This is a genomic window from Kaistella sp. SH40-3 (assembly GCF_030686865.1).
Classification (GTDB): domain Bacteria; phylum Bacteroidota; class Bacteroidia; order Flavobacteriales; family Weeksellaceae; genus Kaistella.
In genome coordinates this window covers 37,640-53,271 of record NZ_JAQYUS010000009.1, presented here as the reverse complement: position 1 = coordinate 53,271, position 15,632 = coordinate 37,640, and the positions used below count along the sequence as shown (strand labels likewise).

The window sequence follows — 15,632 nt, the reverse complement described above, 5'->3', positions numbered from 1 at the left end:
ACAAATATAGATCAACAAACAATACGATGCAAGTATTTGATAATCAATAACTTGTATTTGCTTTCAATTGCTTTTATTCTCTTTGAATCTCCTTCTATTTCACCTTATTTCCGTCAGAAACATTTGCTTTCCCTCGTTGTGTTTGGCTTGCTTTTCTTTGCTTCAGATTACTGCGATTGCCCGCCACTTTCCGACTGCTTCCTGACAAGTCGGTCCTTGACTTTGAATATCTTATGATAGCCGTGAATTACTCTAAAAGGAATTTATTGTTGCTCCATGTCACTCTTTGTCCGGTAATGTCTTTTTAAAAAACGCTTTGGTTCGGAATCCTTGCCGAGCGGTTGCTGAACGTTCCCGAAAAAGGGTGTTTTTGGAAAGGACTCCCGAAGGAAACTGCAGGGAGGACATATAGAAAATAGAAAGATGAATAATGGCAGAAGTCCCACAATTGGAGTTTTTTGTTTCCATCAGTGATGTAAAGTATTTAAAGAGAACTCCTTAATCAAAACATGAGAAATGAAGAAGTGTCTATTAAATCATGGTTGCTCCCAAAAAACGCTCAGCAGTGCAGAAGTTCTTTCTTTCTGAATTTTAAAAAAAGTATTTTTACAAACTTTAAAATCATAAAACGAAATATGAAAATGATCTTTTCGGATTACAAACTCTACCGTGTCTTATTTATAGTGCTCTTAAGTATTTCCTTATCTTCCTGTTCCGCCAACAGAGGAAACGCTATCTCTTACTATCAATCGACGACGGTTTCTAATTACGCCAACAAGTTTAATGGTAAAAAAACAGCCAGCGGAGAAGTTTACAAACATTCTAAAATGACGGCTGCCCACAAAACCTTGTCTTTCGGCACCGAAGTGGAAATAATCAATCCCGAAAATTCAAAAAAAGTAATTGTAACCGTGAATGACAGAGGTCCATTAAAAGCGGGGAGGGCGTTTGATCTTAGTCAGGGGGCTTTTAAAAAATTAGGGAGTATGAAAGATGGAGTTCTAAAGGTGAAGTATAAAATACTCAGGTAATGGTCAGATTTTAACGAGAATGCAACAGCTCTTTTCTCGAGTTAATCGCCCTTTTTGAAAGTTAAACTCTGCTTTTGAAGTGGAGTTTTTTTATAGGAAAGTATCAGGATTTTAAAGGGATCTACTCTGACCAATAGTAACCAAATAATAGTAAATGTTTAAAAAATTCTAGAAAAGAATTCAATATTTAGAATTATTCATATTTTCAATTTATTTACCTATTTTTGATAGCCGCTGAAAAAACTAAGTGAAACGAAAATTATTGCATACTAAATGACCGAAAATATCAATCAAAATCCGGAACAGATAGCACGTGACAAAATTGATCAAATGCTGCGAGAAGCGGATTGGATAGTACAGTCTAAAACCGAAGTGGATTTATCTGCCGGAAGAGGAGTTGCACTTCGTGAAACCAATACGGTAAGCGGTTCTGCCGATTATAAGTTATTCGTTGATAGGGTTCCGGTTGGTGTGATTGAAGCCAAGAAAGAAGACGAAGGTCACCGGCTGACGGTTGTTGAAGAACAATCAAAAAGATATGCAACCGAACCAATTAAAATCGGTGCGTTTACTCTGGAAAATGACAAGCCTTTTGTGTATGAAAGCACCGGAACCATTACCAGATTTACCGATTACAGAGATCCAAAACCAAGAAGCAGAACTGTTTTCAGCTTTCATAAACCTGAAACCATTGCCGAATGGTTGAAAAAAGGGAAAAGCGTACGGGAACGATTATTAGCGCTTCCACCATTGGATCCAACCGGACTTAGACCTGCGCAGATTATCGCAATTAATAATCTGGAGCATTCTTTCAAAAAAAATAAACCCAAAGCCTTAATCCAAATGGCGACAGGAGCGGGGAAAACCTTTACTGCTGCCACCTTTGTTTATCGTCTGTTGAAGCATGCTGATGCCAAACGAATTTTGTTTTTGGTAGATACCAAGAATTTGGGTGAACAGGCAGAACAGGAGTTCATGACCTTTAAACCTAATGATGACAATAGAAAATTTACGGAATTGTACAATGTCCAAAGGTTATCATCAAGTTATATTGCTTCCGATAGTCAGGTTTGTATTTCTACCATTCAAAGATTGTATGCAATTTTGAAAGGTGAGGAATTAGATGAAGGAGCAGAAGAAGATAATCCAAATGAAAACTCATGGCTTCAAAAAAAAATTGCCGAGAAAAAAGCAGTTCCGGTAGAATATACTCCAAGAGTTCCTATTGAACAATTTGATTTCATTGTAATTGATGAAGCCCACCGTTCCATTTATAATTTATGGAAACAGGTGCTTGATTATTTCGATGCGTTCCTGATTGGTTTAACAGCAACACCAGACAAAAGAACTTTCGGTTTCTTTAACGAAAACGTGGTAAGCCAATATACGTATGAAGAATCAGTAACCGATGGGGTGAACGTTCCTTACGATGTTTATACCATCGAAACAGAAATTTCTAAAAATGGGGAAACCATCAAAGCAGGTTGGTTTGTGGACAGACGTGATAAACTGACGCGTAAAAAGCGCTGGCTGCAGGAAGATGAAGATACGGAGTACAAAAGCAATGATTTAGATAAAAAGGTGGTCAATCCAAGTCAAATCAGGAACATTATTAAAGAATATAAAAAGGCTTTACAAGCGACCATTTTTCCAAACCGGATTGATGAAAATGGCGACTATGAAGTTCCTAAAACTTTGGTCTTTGCAAAAACCGATAGCCATGCCGATGATATTATTCAAATAATTCGCGAAGAGTTTGATGAAGGAAATGACTTCTGCAAAAAGGTAACTTATAAAGCCGAAGAAGATCCCAAATCAGTTTTAAACCGTTTTCGGAATTCCTATTATCCACGAATTGCCGTGACCGTAGATATGATTGCTACCGGAACAGATGTAAAACCTTTAGAAGTTTTACTTTTTATGCGGGATGTAAGAAGCGTGAATTATTTTGAGCAGATGAAAGGTCGTGGAACCAGAACCATTAACAGTGACACTTTACAATTGGTTTCAAAAACGGCAAAAACCAAGACCCACTTTGTGATTGTTGATGCAGTTGGCGTTACCAAATCTAAAAAGACAGACAGCCGACCTTTGGAACGGAAACCCACTGTTCCCATGACGGATTTACTCGGAGCCATAACAATGGGTGTTGCCGAGGAAGATTTGTTTTTGTCCTTAGCCAACCGTTTGATCCGTTTAGAAAAGCAGATTACCGATAAAGAAAAAGACAGATTAGTGGAGTTATCTGGTGGTAAAAACCTGAAACAGATCACCAAGGAATTATTGGTCGCTTATGATTTTGATGAAATTGAAACCAAAGCCCAGATTGAAATCGATAAAATACCTGTTGCTGATAGAACACCCGCTTTAATTGAAGAAGCGAAAAAGAATGCCCAACAAAAATTGATCCTCGAGGCCAGTAAAACATTTACCGGACAACTGAACACTTATCTGGAAAATGTAAGGAAAGAGCATGAGCAGATTATTGACAGTCATAATATCGATACCGTTACTAAAAGTGAATGGGAAACCACTTCAGTAGATAAAGCAATAGAAATAGTAAAAGACTTCACCGCTTATTTAGAAGCCAACAAAGATGAAATAAAAGCCTTGAGTATTTTCTATAACCAACCTTACAACCGCAGAGAAATCACCTTTAAAATGATTAAGGAAGTGATGATGAAACTTCGTATGGAAAAACCTCTTTTAGCACCGGATTATGTTTGGGAGGCCTATGCAACATTAGATGCATCGACAGGCTCGGCATCCGTAAACAAACAGCCAAAAGATGAACTCACCGCTTTGGTTTCTTTGATTAGAAAAGCGTGCGGAAAAGACCAAAAACTCACTCCTTATGATAAAACCATTGATGATAATTTTAATAAATGGATTTTTAAACAACATACCGGACAACACAACCGTTTCTCCGCTGAACAATTAGATTGGTTGCGCATGATCAAAGAACATGTGGTTAGCAGTTACCATATTGAAATTGATGATTTGGATTATACGCCGTTTGATGCGAAAGGAGGAAAAGGAAAAATGCACCAGTTATTTGGCAATGAGATGAATGAAATTATTGAAGAATTAAATGAAGTATTAGCAGCGTAATGAAAGATTGGGTAGAGTGTAGTTTAGGTGAAATTTTCAAAACAGTTACAGGAAATACACCATCAAAAAGTGAAAAGGATAATTATGGTTCCGAAATTCCATTTGTCAAACCGCCACAAATTGACAACAATTATCTTAGAGATTCATTGGAATTTTTGAGTCCAAAAGGAAAGGCAAAGGCAAGAATATTACCTATTAACTCTGTTCTTGTTACCTGCATTGGAAATTTAGGAAGAATTGGTCTGAATAAAAAGGAAGTAGCATTTAACCAACAAATAAATGCAATTGAACCATTAAATGGGATTGAACCTAAATTTACTTTCTATCAAGCGCAATCCACTAATTTTAGAAATCAATTAGAAAGATTAAGTACATCAACTACCGTTGCATTAGTAAATAAATCGAGTTTCAATTCGGTAAAGTTTAAAGTTGCACCAACGCCCATTCAAAAAGCCATTGTTAAAAAAATAGAAGAACTCTTCAGCAGTTTAGACAGCGGTATTGCCGACCTGAAAAAAGCACAGGAACAATTGGTGATTTACAAACAGGCGGTTTTAAAGAAAGCGTTTGAAGGGGAATTAACGAAAGATTGGAGAGCACAACAAATCGATTTACCTTCTGCTGCGAAATTATTGGATCAAATAAAAGAGGAACGTGGAAAATGGATAGAATCTGAAATTGAAAATGGTAATAGCGAAGCGAAAAGAATTAAAATCAAGTTAAAAAAATTGGTCTTTTCAAGCTCTGATGAAAAGTTGCCAAAGTCGTGGAGATGGACAAATTTCATCTCAGCTTGTGTATTTGTAATCGACTGTCATAATAAAACAGCACCGTATAAAGAAGAAGGAATTTATTTAATTAGAACCACTAACATCAGAAATGGTAAATTAAATTTAATCGATAAAATTAAATACGTTTCAGAAGAAACATATAACTTTTGGTCTAAGAGGGTTTATCCCAAATCAGGAGATATAGTCTTTACAAGAGAAGCACCAATGGGTGAAGCTGCAATCATACCCAAAAATATAAAAGTTTGCTTGGGGCAGAGAACAATGATACTACGAACTTCGCAAGATTTGCTTGAAAATAAATATTTACTTTATAACATTTTAAGTGAAGTTTTTCAGCAGAAATTGCGAGAAAATGCTATAGGTACTGGTGTGAAGCATTTAAGAGTTGGCGATGTTGAAACATTATCCTTTCCATTATGTTGCAAACAAGAACAACATCAGATTGTCAACGAGATAGAATCCCGCTTATCCGTTTGCGATAAAGTAGAAGAAAGCCTGAAAGAAAGTTTAGAAAAAGCAAAAGCCCTGCGCCAAAGTATTCTAAAAAAAGCCTTTGAAGGGAAATTGTTAAGTGCAGAAGAACTCGCTAAGTGCAAAGCAGATCAAGATTATGAGCCAGCGAGTGTGTTGCTGGAGAAGATAAAAAAAGAGAAGAAATAATTCTTTACAATGACTTACAGTAATCATAAAAAAAAATTTCCAAATGATGTTTTAGTATACATTGAGGAATTTGATAAAATAAATAGAACAGTTTTGTTTGATTTTTATGATTCAAATGAATATACCATGTTTTCTGAATATTCAAGTTCTTCTTCAAGCATTGATAAACCAACAATGATTTTACTTCTAAATTATAATGGTAAAAATCTTCAGGAAAATACATATTATGGGATTAAAAGTGAAACAATCAGCAGTTGGTCAAAAAACGGTTTAATGGCTGAAAATGGGAATTCGCTACTAATATCATATTCAATTAATTTAGTAAATTTTTATTTTACAGAAGAAATTTTCACTCAATCAGTATCTGTTCATAAGGATTTTGGATCAAGCAATTTAATTTATGGTAAAAGAAATATTGAGGATTTAATATTTGATCTAAAAGGTCATATTAAAGTTAATGTTCGCAATGTTGGACAAGGAAATTGGAATGAAATTATTAAAGATGAGACTTACATTTTTATTTATGATTGCGGAACTGACTTCCGTGCAGATCGTTCTGAAGTTCGAAATTTAATTGATGAAAGAATTACCAATTATGAAGATGATAAGCCGGTTTTTGTATTGTCACATTGGGATAAGGATCATTATCACTGTCTATTAGGAATGACTGACGATGAATTATCATATTTTTCTAAATATATTTTTAGAAATGAAGTACCAAATTTAACTTGTAAAAAATTATACAGTAGAATACGATCTGTTAAAGATTCGGAAGACATTTATGCTATTATTGCTGAAGAAAGAATTCCAAAACTTCGGCTAATAAGTCTACGACCAATTACTGCAACTACTGACCAAATAGTTTTCTATAATTCTCAATATCATAAAGATAGAAACATTTCAGGTTTGGTTTTATCATTGAAAACTGAGAAGTCCAGTGTTATATTTTCTGGTGATTGTCAGTATATTCAGTTATCCGAATGTGTACTACCACACCTAAATTATGATCATGAACATTACTTAATCGTTCCGCATCATGGTGGTAAATGCGGTAAATTTATTTACAGTAACCCAGGGCATATTAAATTTAAAGAAGCAATAATTTCTGTAGGCAAGAATACTTACAAACATCCAAATAAGGATTATCTTGCTCATTTGGCTTCAAATTTTAAAAACACTACAATAACACTGAAAACTAAAAATGATATCTTAATAAATTTAAAATGACAGATTCAACCATAATATCAAAAATCTGGAATCTTGCCAACGTCCTTCGTGATGATGGAGTAGGTTACGGAGATTACTTAGAACAAATTACTTATTTGCTATTCTTAAAGATGGCAGATGAACTTAATAAACCTCCTTACAGCAAAGGTTTGGTTTTTCCAAAACTGAAAGATGTAGAAGGTAAAGAAATTCCGGACAGCGAAACTTGCAATTGGGAAACCTTATCTGGAAAACGTGGAGCAGAATTAGAATCTTTTTACAGCCAATTGTTGCGAACGCTATCCACTGAAAAAGGAACACTTGGACAAATTTTCACCAAGAGCCAAAACAAAATCCAGGATCCTGCAAAACTATCAAAAGTCATCAACTTGATTGACAAAGAAAATTGGGCAATGATGGGTGCTGACATAAAAGGGAAAATCTACGAAGGTCTTTTGGAGAAAAATGCAGAAGATACCAAAAGTGGTGCTGGGCAATACTTTACGCCGAGAGCATTGATAAAAACCATTGTCGCTTGTGTTCAGCCGAAACCCATGAAAACGATTTCAGATCCGGCTTGTGGAACTGGTGGTTTCTTTTTAGCGGCTTATGATTGGATTGTAGAAAATAACAAACTGGATCGGGACGAAAAAGAGTTTCTGAAAAACAAAACCTTCCATGGTAATGAAATTGTTGCCAATACCCGCAGAATGTGTCTGATGAATATGTATCTGCACAATATTGGTGAAATAGATGGTGAATCTTTTATAAATCCTAATGATGCCTTAATCGCTGATGACGGAAGCAGATATGATTATGTTTTAGCCAATCCGCCTTTCGGTAAGAAAAGCAGCATGACTTCTACCAATGAACAGGGAGAAATAGAGAAAGAGGATTTAAGTTATAACCGTCAGGATTTCTGGGAAACAAGTTCTAATAAACAATTGAACTTTTTACAGCACATCAAAACACAGTTGAAAATTAGTGGTGAAGCGGCCGTGGTTCTTCCTGATAATGTTTTGTTTGAAGGTGGTGCCGGCGAAGAAGTGAGAAAGCAGTTATTAAAAACGACAGAATTACACACCATCTTAAGATTGCCAACAGGGATTTTTTATGCACAGGGAGTGAAAGCGAATGTATTATTCTTCAATAATAAACCTGCGAGCAAAGATCCCTGGACGAAAGAAATTTGGTTTTATGATTACAGAACCAATGTTCATCATACGCCAAAGAAGAATCCAATGCGTCAGGAGAATCTTGCGGAATTTATTGAACTGTATAAAGGAAACAATATCAACAAGCGCGAAGAAACTTGGAGCGCAGAAAATGAAGACGGAAGATGGAGAAAATATACTTATGACGACGTGATCGCCAGAGACAAAACCAGTTTGGATATTTTTTGGTTGAAGGATAAAAGTCTAACTGATTTGGACAATCTTCCGGATCCTGATATTTTAGCCGGTGAGATTATAGAAAATATAGAATCCGGTCTAAACAGTTTTAGAGAAATCATGGAGACGATTAATGGCGAGATAGCGGAATAAATTTAATTTAATAATTGGTTAAAACGAAATCTTATTGTCTCTTGCGAATTTAACCAATCCTTCTAGCAACCAAAAGTATTATAAAAAAAATTAAGATATCATTATGGATACACATTTAGCCGACAAATTAGTTAATGAAATTTCAGAGAAACTTAAGACTGTTTCCTCAGGTAAAACTAGTATGAAAGCCAGTTCAATATTTAAGAAATTGGGATTTTACGCTAGGAGAAAAAGTGACCTAATCGATTATTTAGAACAAAATCTATATGCAGCCCAAATTGCAGTTAACAATATAGAAAACCTAAAAAGCATCACTAGAAATGGGGATCAAATTATAACTTTCTATAATCAGGTTGATAATGTTTTTGCAGGACAAATTGAAATATCGAAAGAGCATAACACAGGTTTTGGGCCAGAAGAACATCAGGTTGCAGCCATTAATAATTTAAATCAATATAAAGATGTCGACGATTTTGCAACAATCCTTGTGTTGCCAACAGGAGGTGGAAAAACTTTTACAGCATCGTATTGGCTAGGTAAAAACGTTTTGGATAAAGGAGGTAAAGTTCTGTGGATCGCGCATCGCCATTCCTTGATTGATCAGGCGATGGAAGGCTTTAAAAAAGTAGCCAACAAATCTGTTTATTCACATATTGATAAGGTGAAATTTAGACAAATTTCCGGGCTACATGATAAATCTGTTAAAATACAGCAAGATGATCAATTGGTTATTGCAGGAATTCAATCGCTCAATTACGCATTGCCAAGCATTGAAAAATGGATTGAGAAAAACGATGTAACTCTGGTAATTGATGAAGCGCACCATTCTATTGCATCAAGTTATTTGAAAATAATTCAGGCCATTAAAAAACATAATAATGGAAAAATAAAATTAATTGGTTTGACTGCGACCCCTACTCGGATTAACGACGAAGAGGAAGCGAAATTGTGGACTCTATATAAGAACAAAAAAGCATACGAAATTGGTCTTGACGAATTAATAAATAAAGGTTTTTTGGCAAAACCTAATTTCATTCCTATTAAAACAAAAATTGATTTTATATCCGAATTGGAATTATCTGATGAGCAAGTGCAGTCTATTATTGAAAAAGATGATATTGCTAAAGGTTTAGGAAAAGATATCGTAAAAAAGATTTCTGAGAACTCTAAAAGAAATGATTTTATTGTCAATCATTATCTGCAACATAAAGAAGAGTATGGAAAGACTTTGGTTTTTGCGATTGACGTGTTGAATGCAATTGCGCTGGCAAAACTTTTTAATGCCAAAGGTGTTTCTTCCGATTTCGTGATTTCATCAACTGCAGATTTTCAAGGTAATAATCAATCTTCTTCCGAGAATAAAGCCAAGATTGAAAAATTTGAAAAAGGGGAGATTGAGGTTTTAGTTAACGTGCAGATTATGACAGAAGGAACTGATATCCCTTCTATTCAAACCATCTTCTTAACCAGACCAACCAATTCAAAAACATTGATGACGCAAATGATTGGTCGAGGTTTACGAGGTACAAAAGCGGGCGGAACCAAAGAAGCAAATATTGTAAGTTTTATTGATGACTGGCAAGATAAAATATATTGGGGAAATGCAGAAGAAATTCTGATTTCTGCCAATTTGGATTTGGATGTGAAAAGTCCAGCGTACAAAAAAATGGTAAAACAATTAGTTTCAGTCGATTTGTTGGAACAGTTTATTTTAAGTCAGTCACAGGAGTTGGAAGATTTTTTTGATCATACTGATTTTAGTTATTTTTTACCTTTAGGTTTCTATCATTTTGATGTGATGTATGAAGGAGAAAATGAGGCGAATATAACTAAGAATGTCTCTATTTTGGTTTATGACAGTATGCAAATGAGTTATGAAAGATTAATGGCTGATTTGGAAAAGGTTGTTAAATATACGAAGGGTAAACCTTCACAGGAAGTTTTTGACTATGTCATAAGCAACTACTTCAATAATATACCGCAACTACCGACGGTAAAAAAGGAGAATATTATCGATTTGCTTCATTATTTTTCGGAAACAAGTAAAAAACCAAGTTTTATCACCTTTGAAGATCGTGAGAAATATGATTTAGATGTAATTGCGGAACCATTAGCAAATATCGACAGCGATAAAGAACGTAGAGCAGCGATTAACAAACTCTTCGATGAAAATGAAACGATTCGAGAATTTTACAAAGACCGTGGAGTTTTCAAAAAATTAATTGATAAAGTTGTATTGAAACTTAATGATCCAGAAACTTATTCTTATACGCCTGAAGTTAATGTTGATTATGAAAAAGTAGATTTAGGAGATAAAAGTTTGCAGGAGATAAAATCAGAGAATTATCAATACTATACTTACCTGCGTGAAACAACATTTCTAAAAAGTTTAAAAGATTTCGATGGTGACAAATTATTTACCTGCCAAGGAAAAAATTGTAAGGTTCATAGTAAAAGAAAGGGGATGTTTCAGATCGATCACATTGTTTCAAGACATAAAAATGGAAAAACAACGCTCGAAAACTTACAGGTTTTATGCGTGAATTGCAATAGAAAAAAATCTGCTTAAATATTTTTTCATCTAGATATATCCAATATTTACATGCACCAAAACTACCGCCTCGCCCTCTTGGAAGACAATACCAAACAACTGGAGAAATTAGAATCTTACCTCAGTAAAATTCCGAATGTTGAAATTGTTTTAAAAAGCAAAACTTCGGATCATTTTTTTGAGGAGGTTCAGCATGCACATCCCGACCTATTAGTTGCAGATCTGGATTTAGGCAACGACAGCATGACGGGAATGGAAGCGGCGCAGGAACTAAAAATTCCTGTCTTTTTTGCCAGCGTCAATACGGCGGATTATGTTGAAAATATGGAAGTTTTAAAACGGGAGGCTGAGATTTGCGTTGATCATATTACCAAACCTTTTACTGAATTAGAATTTATAAAAAGTTTTAAAAGGTTTCTTCAGGAAGTTGCGTTTTTTAATTCTCTGCAATATGTGTATCTCGACTTTAACAAAACCAAAAAAAATGCAATCCCTATTCAGGATATTGTCTATCTCTGCGCGGACAAAAAGGCGGGCTCAGAATCCAACAACAAACAGATTCATTTTATCAACCGTCCGCCTGAAAACCTGATCGATTTTTCCTTTTCAAAAATGGAAGAAAAGGGGTTTTCGAAAAGTCAGTTCTTAACCATTCATAAATCGTTTCGGGTGAACAGGAAATATATTAAATGCTACCACAAAAAAACGGAAACTATCGAAATTACCATTTATGATGGGAGTGGAAAAACAAAAAGTCACCATTTACCGGTGTCCGAAAATTACCAATCTGGCATTAAAAAAGAATTGAGTTAGCCGTTCTTATTCCTCTTAAAAAACCTTTCATTCCTGCGCCTCCGATGTTATTCCCGGAAGCGCATTTTTTTTGTTCTCTGGATTTTGTTTTGCTGAAGGTAGGTTGTAACAAAAATACTTTAAACAAACTATGAAAGCACTCTTTGAAGGAATAATTCCTTCTGTTAATTATCATCTTTGGGAACCTTGTAATATGCGATGCAAATTTTGTTTTGCGCCATTCTATGACGCTAAAAAATTGCTTCCTAAAGGGCATTTACCTAAAGAAAAATCTTTAGAACTGATACAGAGAATCGCAGATTTTGGGTTTCAGAAAATCACTTTTGCTGGCGGAGAGCCCACTTTATGTCCTTGGATTTCTGAACTGATCGCTTTCGCTAAAGAAAAAGGATTAACAACGATGCTTGTAACCAACGGTACAAGGTTGACGGAGGAGTTTTTAAACAGCAACAAAAATCATTTAGATTGGATTATTCTAAGTATTGACAGCGCAGATGATGAAACCAATATCAATTCGGGAAGAGCGGTAACTGGAAAAACACCTGTCAGTTTACAATCGTATAAAATATTTATTGATGCTATTAAAAAGCATCGGTATCGACTTAAAATTAATACCGTAGTTCACCGTCTTAATTATAAAGAGTTATTGTTGGAACTCATTAATTATGCGCAACCAGAACGCTGGAAAGTATTTCAGGTTTTACCCATAAAAGGGGAAAATGATTTACACATCACCGATTTTATCATTAATGATTTTGAATTTAACCACTTCATATCCAATCATCGACAACTTAAAGAAGAGGGAATATTAATTAGTGAAGATAATTCTGAAATGAAAAACAGTTATGTGATGATTGATCCAGCCGGAAGATTTTATACCAATAAAAAAGGAATGCAGGAATACAGCAGTCCAATATTAGAAACAGGAATAAAAGCGGCGTATGATCAAATGGAATATAGTTTTATGAATTTCAAAAAGAGAGGAGGTTTATATGCATGGAAAAAAGCAATTTAAATGAAAACTTGCTGGTGGTTGCGCCAGTCGCGGTGCCTTCGACAGGCTCAGGCACTATTAAAGGCTCAGGCACCAGGAAATATTGCTATTTGTGTGATATAACATCCTCTTAGGTGGTTGAGCCTGTCGAAACCACTTACGACAGGATAATAACTACCTATTCTTCAAAAAAATTATCTTTCGTATCCTCATTTCGTCGTACTTTGGAATAATACATATCGCGCGATTTTCTTTCTTTTTCAAACATATCTTTGATGCCTGATTCATTCTTTTCGAAGATCAAAGTATTGGAAATGGAAAGGTTTAAGGCGATTTTATCCACATCATGATCAGTTCCAATATAGGTAAACGTCCATTTCTCATCTTTCAGTTTTTCTATCAGTTCTTTAATTTGTTTTCCGGAATATTCGCGGGAGGCATTTTCTTCACCATCTGTCATAATGGTCACCAGCACATTGCTGTTTGGTTGATTTTTTACGACTTGGTGTAATTTGGTGACCGCAAATCCAATGGCATCAAAAAGTGGAGTAGCAGCATTTGGTTGGTATTTTTCTGCATCAATCTCGTTGAGTTTTTCTACGGGATCTATGAAATGCAGAAGTTTGTTATCAAGATCATTAAAACTCACCACTGAAATAAAATGTTCCTGCTCCGGGAACTTTTTTTGTGAACCTTTAATGGATTGTACGGTTTCATTAAACCCTGAAATAATCTGAGCTTTAATACTTTCCATTGAACCACTTTCGTCTAAAATAATGAGGTTGTGAACGATTTGCTTTTCCATAATGTGCGTCTGTTTTTTAATTTAATTTGATGTTTTGTTTTTCGGACCTTTAAAAATAGTAATTTTTTGAGATTTAAAAAAGTAAAGCGTGAATATGATAGAGGTATTATACTTCCGTCTTAAAAGATAAAAAGAGGAAACACTCTTCAAATAAATGCATTGGCAAAATATTCATTAAATTTACTTTATGCAAATCTACTCAGACACCTTCGGCCGCGTCATCTACCTGACCATCAGTCCACAATCCATTCGACTCGATCTTCAGGATTTAAGTCCAGACTACGAATACGAGCGTTGTGCTACTGTTACGGATGTCGCTGCGGTGTGTAAAGCATTGAACTGTAATTATAGTGATATCGAAGCACGATTTTTGCTAATGTTAGAAAATCAGATGACGGCATTCGATCTGTTCACCGAGTTTTTAGACAATCATCAAATTTACTTTGATTATTACTCTGGTTGAGGTGTAAAAGATTGCTACGAACATTTATAATAAACAATGGAACACCATAAAGCCCTCCTCGCTGTAATCACCAATCTTCAAATTGACGATCATAACCAAGAGAAATCAGGCACGGAACAATTTGAACTTTTAGCCGACTTCATTGATGATTTAATTCGAAATGATTTCAACCGCTTGTTGAGCATTCTTTATCGCATTGATATTTCGGAAGAGAAACTAAAGAGAAAGTTGGTGGAGAATAAAGATACTAAGGTGCGTTCCGCAGAAATAATTGCACGACTTTTAATTGATAGAGAAGAGGAAAAGATAATATCGCGCGCAAAATATAGGCAAGGGTAGTAGAAAATAAATTGTCAATGCCTCAATTTGAAATTCTAATCTATTAAATTTTCTGAATCATGAAAACTCTTCTTCTTATAACCGTCGTTATTATCGTTTTATTCTTGATCTCTCAAATTTATTTTATCATGGCAAAAACTGAAACACAACCTTATCAGGTTCTTAAAAAAGAAAAAGATTTTGAGATTCGAAAATATCCACCCGCCACGATGGCCACTATTTCAATGGATGCAAAATCATATAAAGAATTATCTTCAACTGGTTTTCGAACTTTAGCCTCTTTTATCTTTGGCGGAAACCAGTCTAAAAAGAATATCGCCATGACCTCGCCAGTTCATATGGATATCAATAGTTCGCAATCGTCCATGAGTTTTGTAATGCCGTCGGAATATACCAAAGATAATCTGCCAAAACCGGATAATTCTGAAATCAAAATTGAGACGACGCCAGAGGAATACGTGGCCGCAGTTCAGTTTGGTGGCTATGCGAATGATGAGGAAATTAAAAAGTACGCAGCACAATTAGAAACCGCCTTAAAGTCGAAGGGAATTGAGTATTTCGGCAACTTTCGATTTTTAGGGTACAATGTGCCTTACCAAGTCCTGGATCGGAGGAATGAAATTATCGTGAGCATTCGCTGGAAAGAATAAGATTAGATAGAGGCCTCCTGGTTTTGGATTATGGATGAGGCACTTTGTATAAAATAAAAAAAGCTTCGAGAAGAAGCTTTTTTTATTGTAATGATTTACTTAACCACTTTGATGTCAATCGCAGATAGACCTTTTGGAGATCTTTCTATTTCAAAGGAAACACGGTTTCCTTTTTTAATTTGTTCGGTACAATTATTTTCGTGGAAGAAAATATTTTCTTTGCTTTTTTCTTCGGTAATAAAGCCATAGCCTTTTTCACTTAAAAAAGTTACGGTACCTGTTTTCACAACTTCTTCTGCTTCGATTGGTGCCGCGCCGAGTTGAATATGACTTAAGTCCATATCCTCATCATCATTGTCTGTATTTCTCTTTTCGGGAGGTGTAGTGGTAAACTGACCGTTTGCATCTACGTACATGATCATGTCGTCTAAACTTTTACCTTTGTCATTACTCTCTTTACGCTCCTCACGTCGCAACGCTTTTTCTTTTTGCTTTTGAAGTTTTTTCTTAAAGTTTTCTTTTTTGGAGAAAGAATCCGCCATATAATTTTTGTTGTTTTTTGATTATGTGATAAGGTACAAAATTAATATATATAAACCAAATAAATGCCTTAAATTTTGTGAATTTTCAAATCAATATCTTTTTGAAATTAGTGCTCCACTTTCTAAGGACCT

At 35.0% G+C, this 15,632-nt stretch carries 14 protein-coding genes; 11 read left to right on the top strand and 3 right to left on the bottom strand.

Annotated features, from left to right (window positions below; all coding sequences use genetic code 11):
• Nucleotides 1-279: 279 nt before the first annotated feature.
• Nucleotides 280-468: a hypothetical protein gene (locus tag PUH65_RS13260; protein ID WP_305520597.1), complete on the bottom strand. Its 189-nt coding sequence runs from the start codon at nucleotides 466-468 to the stop codon at nucleotides 280-282.
• 167 nt (nucleotides 469-635) lie between these two features.
• On the opposite strand from PUH65_RS13260, the gene PUH65_RS13255 reads away from it, so the two are divergent.
• The 8 genes from PUH65_RS13255 (at nucleotide 636) to PUH65_RS13220 (ending at nucleotide 12,722) form a co-directional block, all read left to right on the top strand.
• Nucleotides 636-1,031: a septal ring lytic transglycosylase RlpA family protein gene (locus PUH65_RS13255; RefSeq protein ID WP_305520598.1), complete on the top strand. Its 396-nt coding sequence runs from the start codon at nucleotides 636-638 to the stop codon at nucleotides 1,029-1,031.
• Nucleotides 1,032-1,304: 273 nt separating this feature from the next.
• Complete coding sequence (locus PUH65_RS13250; protein WP_305520599.1) at nucleotides 1,305-4,142, top strand: DEAD/DEAH box helicase family protein; 2,838 nt, start codon at nucleotides 1,305-1,307, stop codon at nucleotides 4,140-4,142.
• Nucleotides 4,142-5,593, top strand: coding sequence for a restriction endonuclease subunit S (locus PUH65_RS13245; RefSeq protein WP_305520600.1), 1,452 nt, complete (start codon nucleotides 4,142-4,144; stop codon nucleotides 5,591-5,593). The genes PUH65_RS13250 and PUH65_RS13245 overlap by 1 nt, the downstream gene beginning before the upstream one ends.
• A gap of 9 nt (nucleotides 5,594-5,602) precedes the next feature.
• The gene (locus tag PUH65_RS13240; protein WP_305520601.1) at nucleotides 5,603-6,820 is read left to right on the top strand and encodes a hypothetical protein; all 1,218 of its coding nucleotides are present in this window, start codon (nucleotides 5,603-5,605) and stop codon (nucleotides 6,818-6,820) included.
• On the top strand, nucleotides 6,817-8,343 hold the full coding sequence (locus PUH65_RS13235) for a class I SAM-dependent DNA methyltransferase (RefSeq protein ID WP_305520602.1): 1,527 nt from the start codon (nucleotides 6,817-6,819) through the stop codon (nucleotides 8,341-8,343). Before PUH65_RS13240 ends, PUH65_RS13235 begins: the two co-directional genes overlap by 4 nt.
• 103 nt (nucleotides 8,344-8,446) lie before the next feature.
• Nucleotides 8,447-10,912: a DEAD/DEAH box helicase family protein gene (locus PUH65_RS13230; RefSeq protein ID WP_305520603.1), complete on the top strand. Its 2,466-nt coding sequence runs from the start codon at nucleotides 8,447-8,449 to the stop codon at nucleotides 10,910-10,912.
• Nucleotides 10,913-10,945: 33 nt separating this feature from the next.
• Entirely contained in the window at nucleotides 10,946-11,707 is a 762-nt protein-coding gene (locus tag PUH65_RS13225; RefSeq protein WP_305520604.1) for a LytTR family DNA-binding domain-containing protein, read from the top strand.
• A 130-nt stretch (nucleotides 11,708-11,837) separates the two neighbouring features.
• Nucleotides 11,838-12,722 (top strand): viperin family antiviral radical SAM protein, encoded by an 885-nt coding sequence (locus PUH65_RS13220; protein ID WP_305520605.1) that lies wholly within the window; start codon nucleotides 11,838-11,840, stop codon nucleotides 12,720-12,722.
• A 157-nt stretch (nucleotides 12,723-12,879) separates the two neighbouring features.
• Here the strand turns inward: PUH65_RS13220 and PUH65_RS13215 are convergent, their stop codons facing one another.
• Nucleotides 12,880-13,506, bottom strand: coding sequence for a vWA domain-containing protein (locus PUH65_RS13215; RefSeq protein WP_305520606.1), 627 nt, complete (start codon nucleotides 13,504-13,506; stop codon nucleotides 12,880-12,882).
• Nucleotides 13,507-13,693: 187 nt separating this feature from the next.
• On the opposite strand from PUH65_RS13215, the gene PUH65_RS13210 reads away from it, so the two are divergent.
• Genes PUH65_RS13210 through PUH65_RS13200 form a run of 3 tightly spaced genes read left to right on the top strand, consistent with a single transcriptional unit; the run spans nucleotide 13,694 to nucleotide 14,958 of the window.
• A complete protein-coding gene (locus PUH65_RS13210; protein ID WP_305520607.1) occupies nucleotides 13,694-13,969 on the top strand; it encodes a hypothetical protein in 276 nt (91 codons plus the stop codon).
• A gap of 36 nt (nucleotides 13,970-14,005) precedes the next feature.
• Nucleotides 14,006-14,308, top strand: a complete 303-nt coding sequence (locus tag PUH65_RS13205; RefSeq protein WP_305520608.1) for a hypothetical protein — start codon at nucleotides 14,006-14,008, stop codon at nucleotides 14,306-14,308.
• 59 nt (nucleotides 14,309-14,367) lie between these two features.
• Nucleotides 14,368-14,958: a heme-binding protein gene (locus PUH65_RS13200; RefSeq protein ID WP_305520609.1), complete on the top strand. Its 591-nt coding sequence runs from the start codon at nucleotides 14,368-14,370 to the stop codon at nucleotides 14,956-14,958.
• Between the two features lie 95 nt (nucleotides 14,959-15,053).
• Here the strand turns inward: PUH65_RS13200 and PUH65_RS13195 are convergent, their stop codons facing one another.
• Nucleotides 15,054-15,500: a cold shock domain-containing protein gene (locus PUH65_RS13195; protein ID WP_305520610.1), complete on the bottom strand. Its 447-nt coding sequence runs from the start codon at nucleotides 15,498-15,500 to the stop codon at nucleotides 15,054-15,056.
• Between the last annotated feature and the right edge of the window lie 132 nt (nucleotides 15,501-15,632).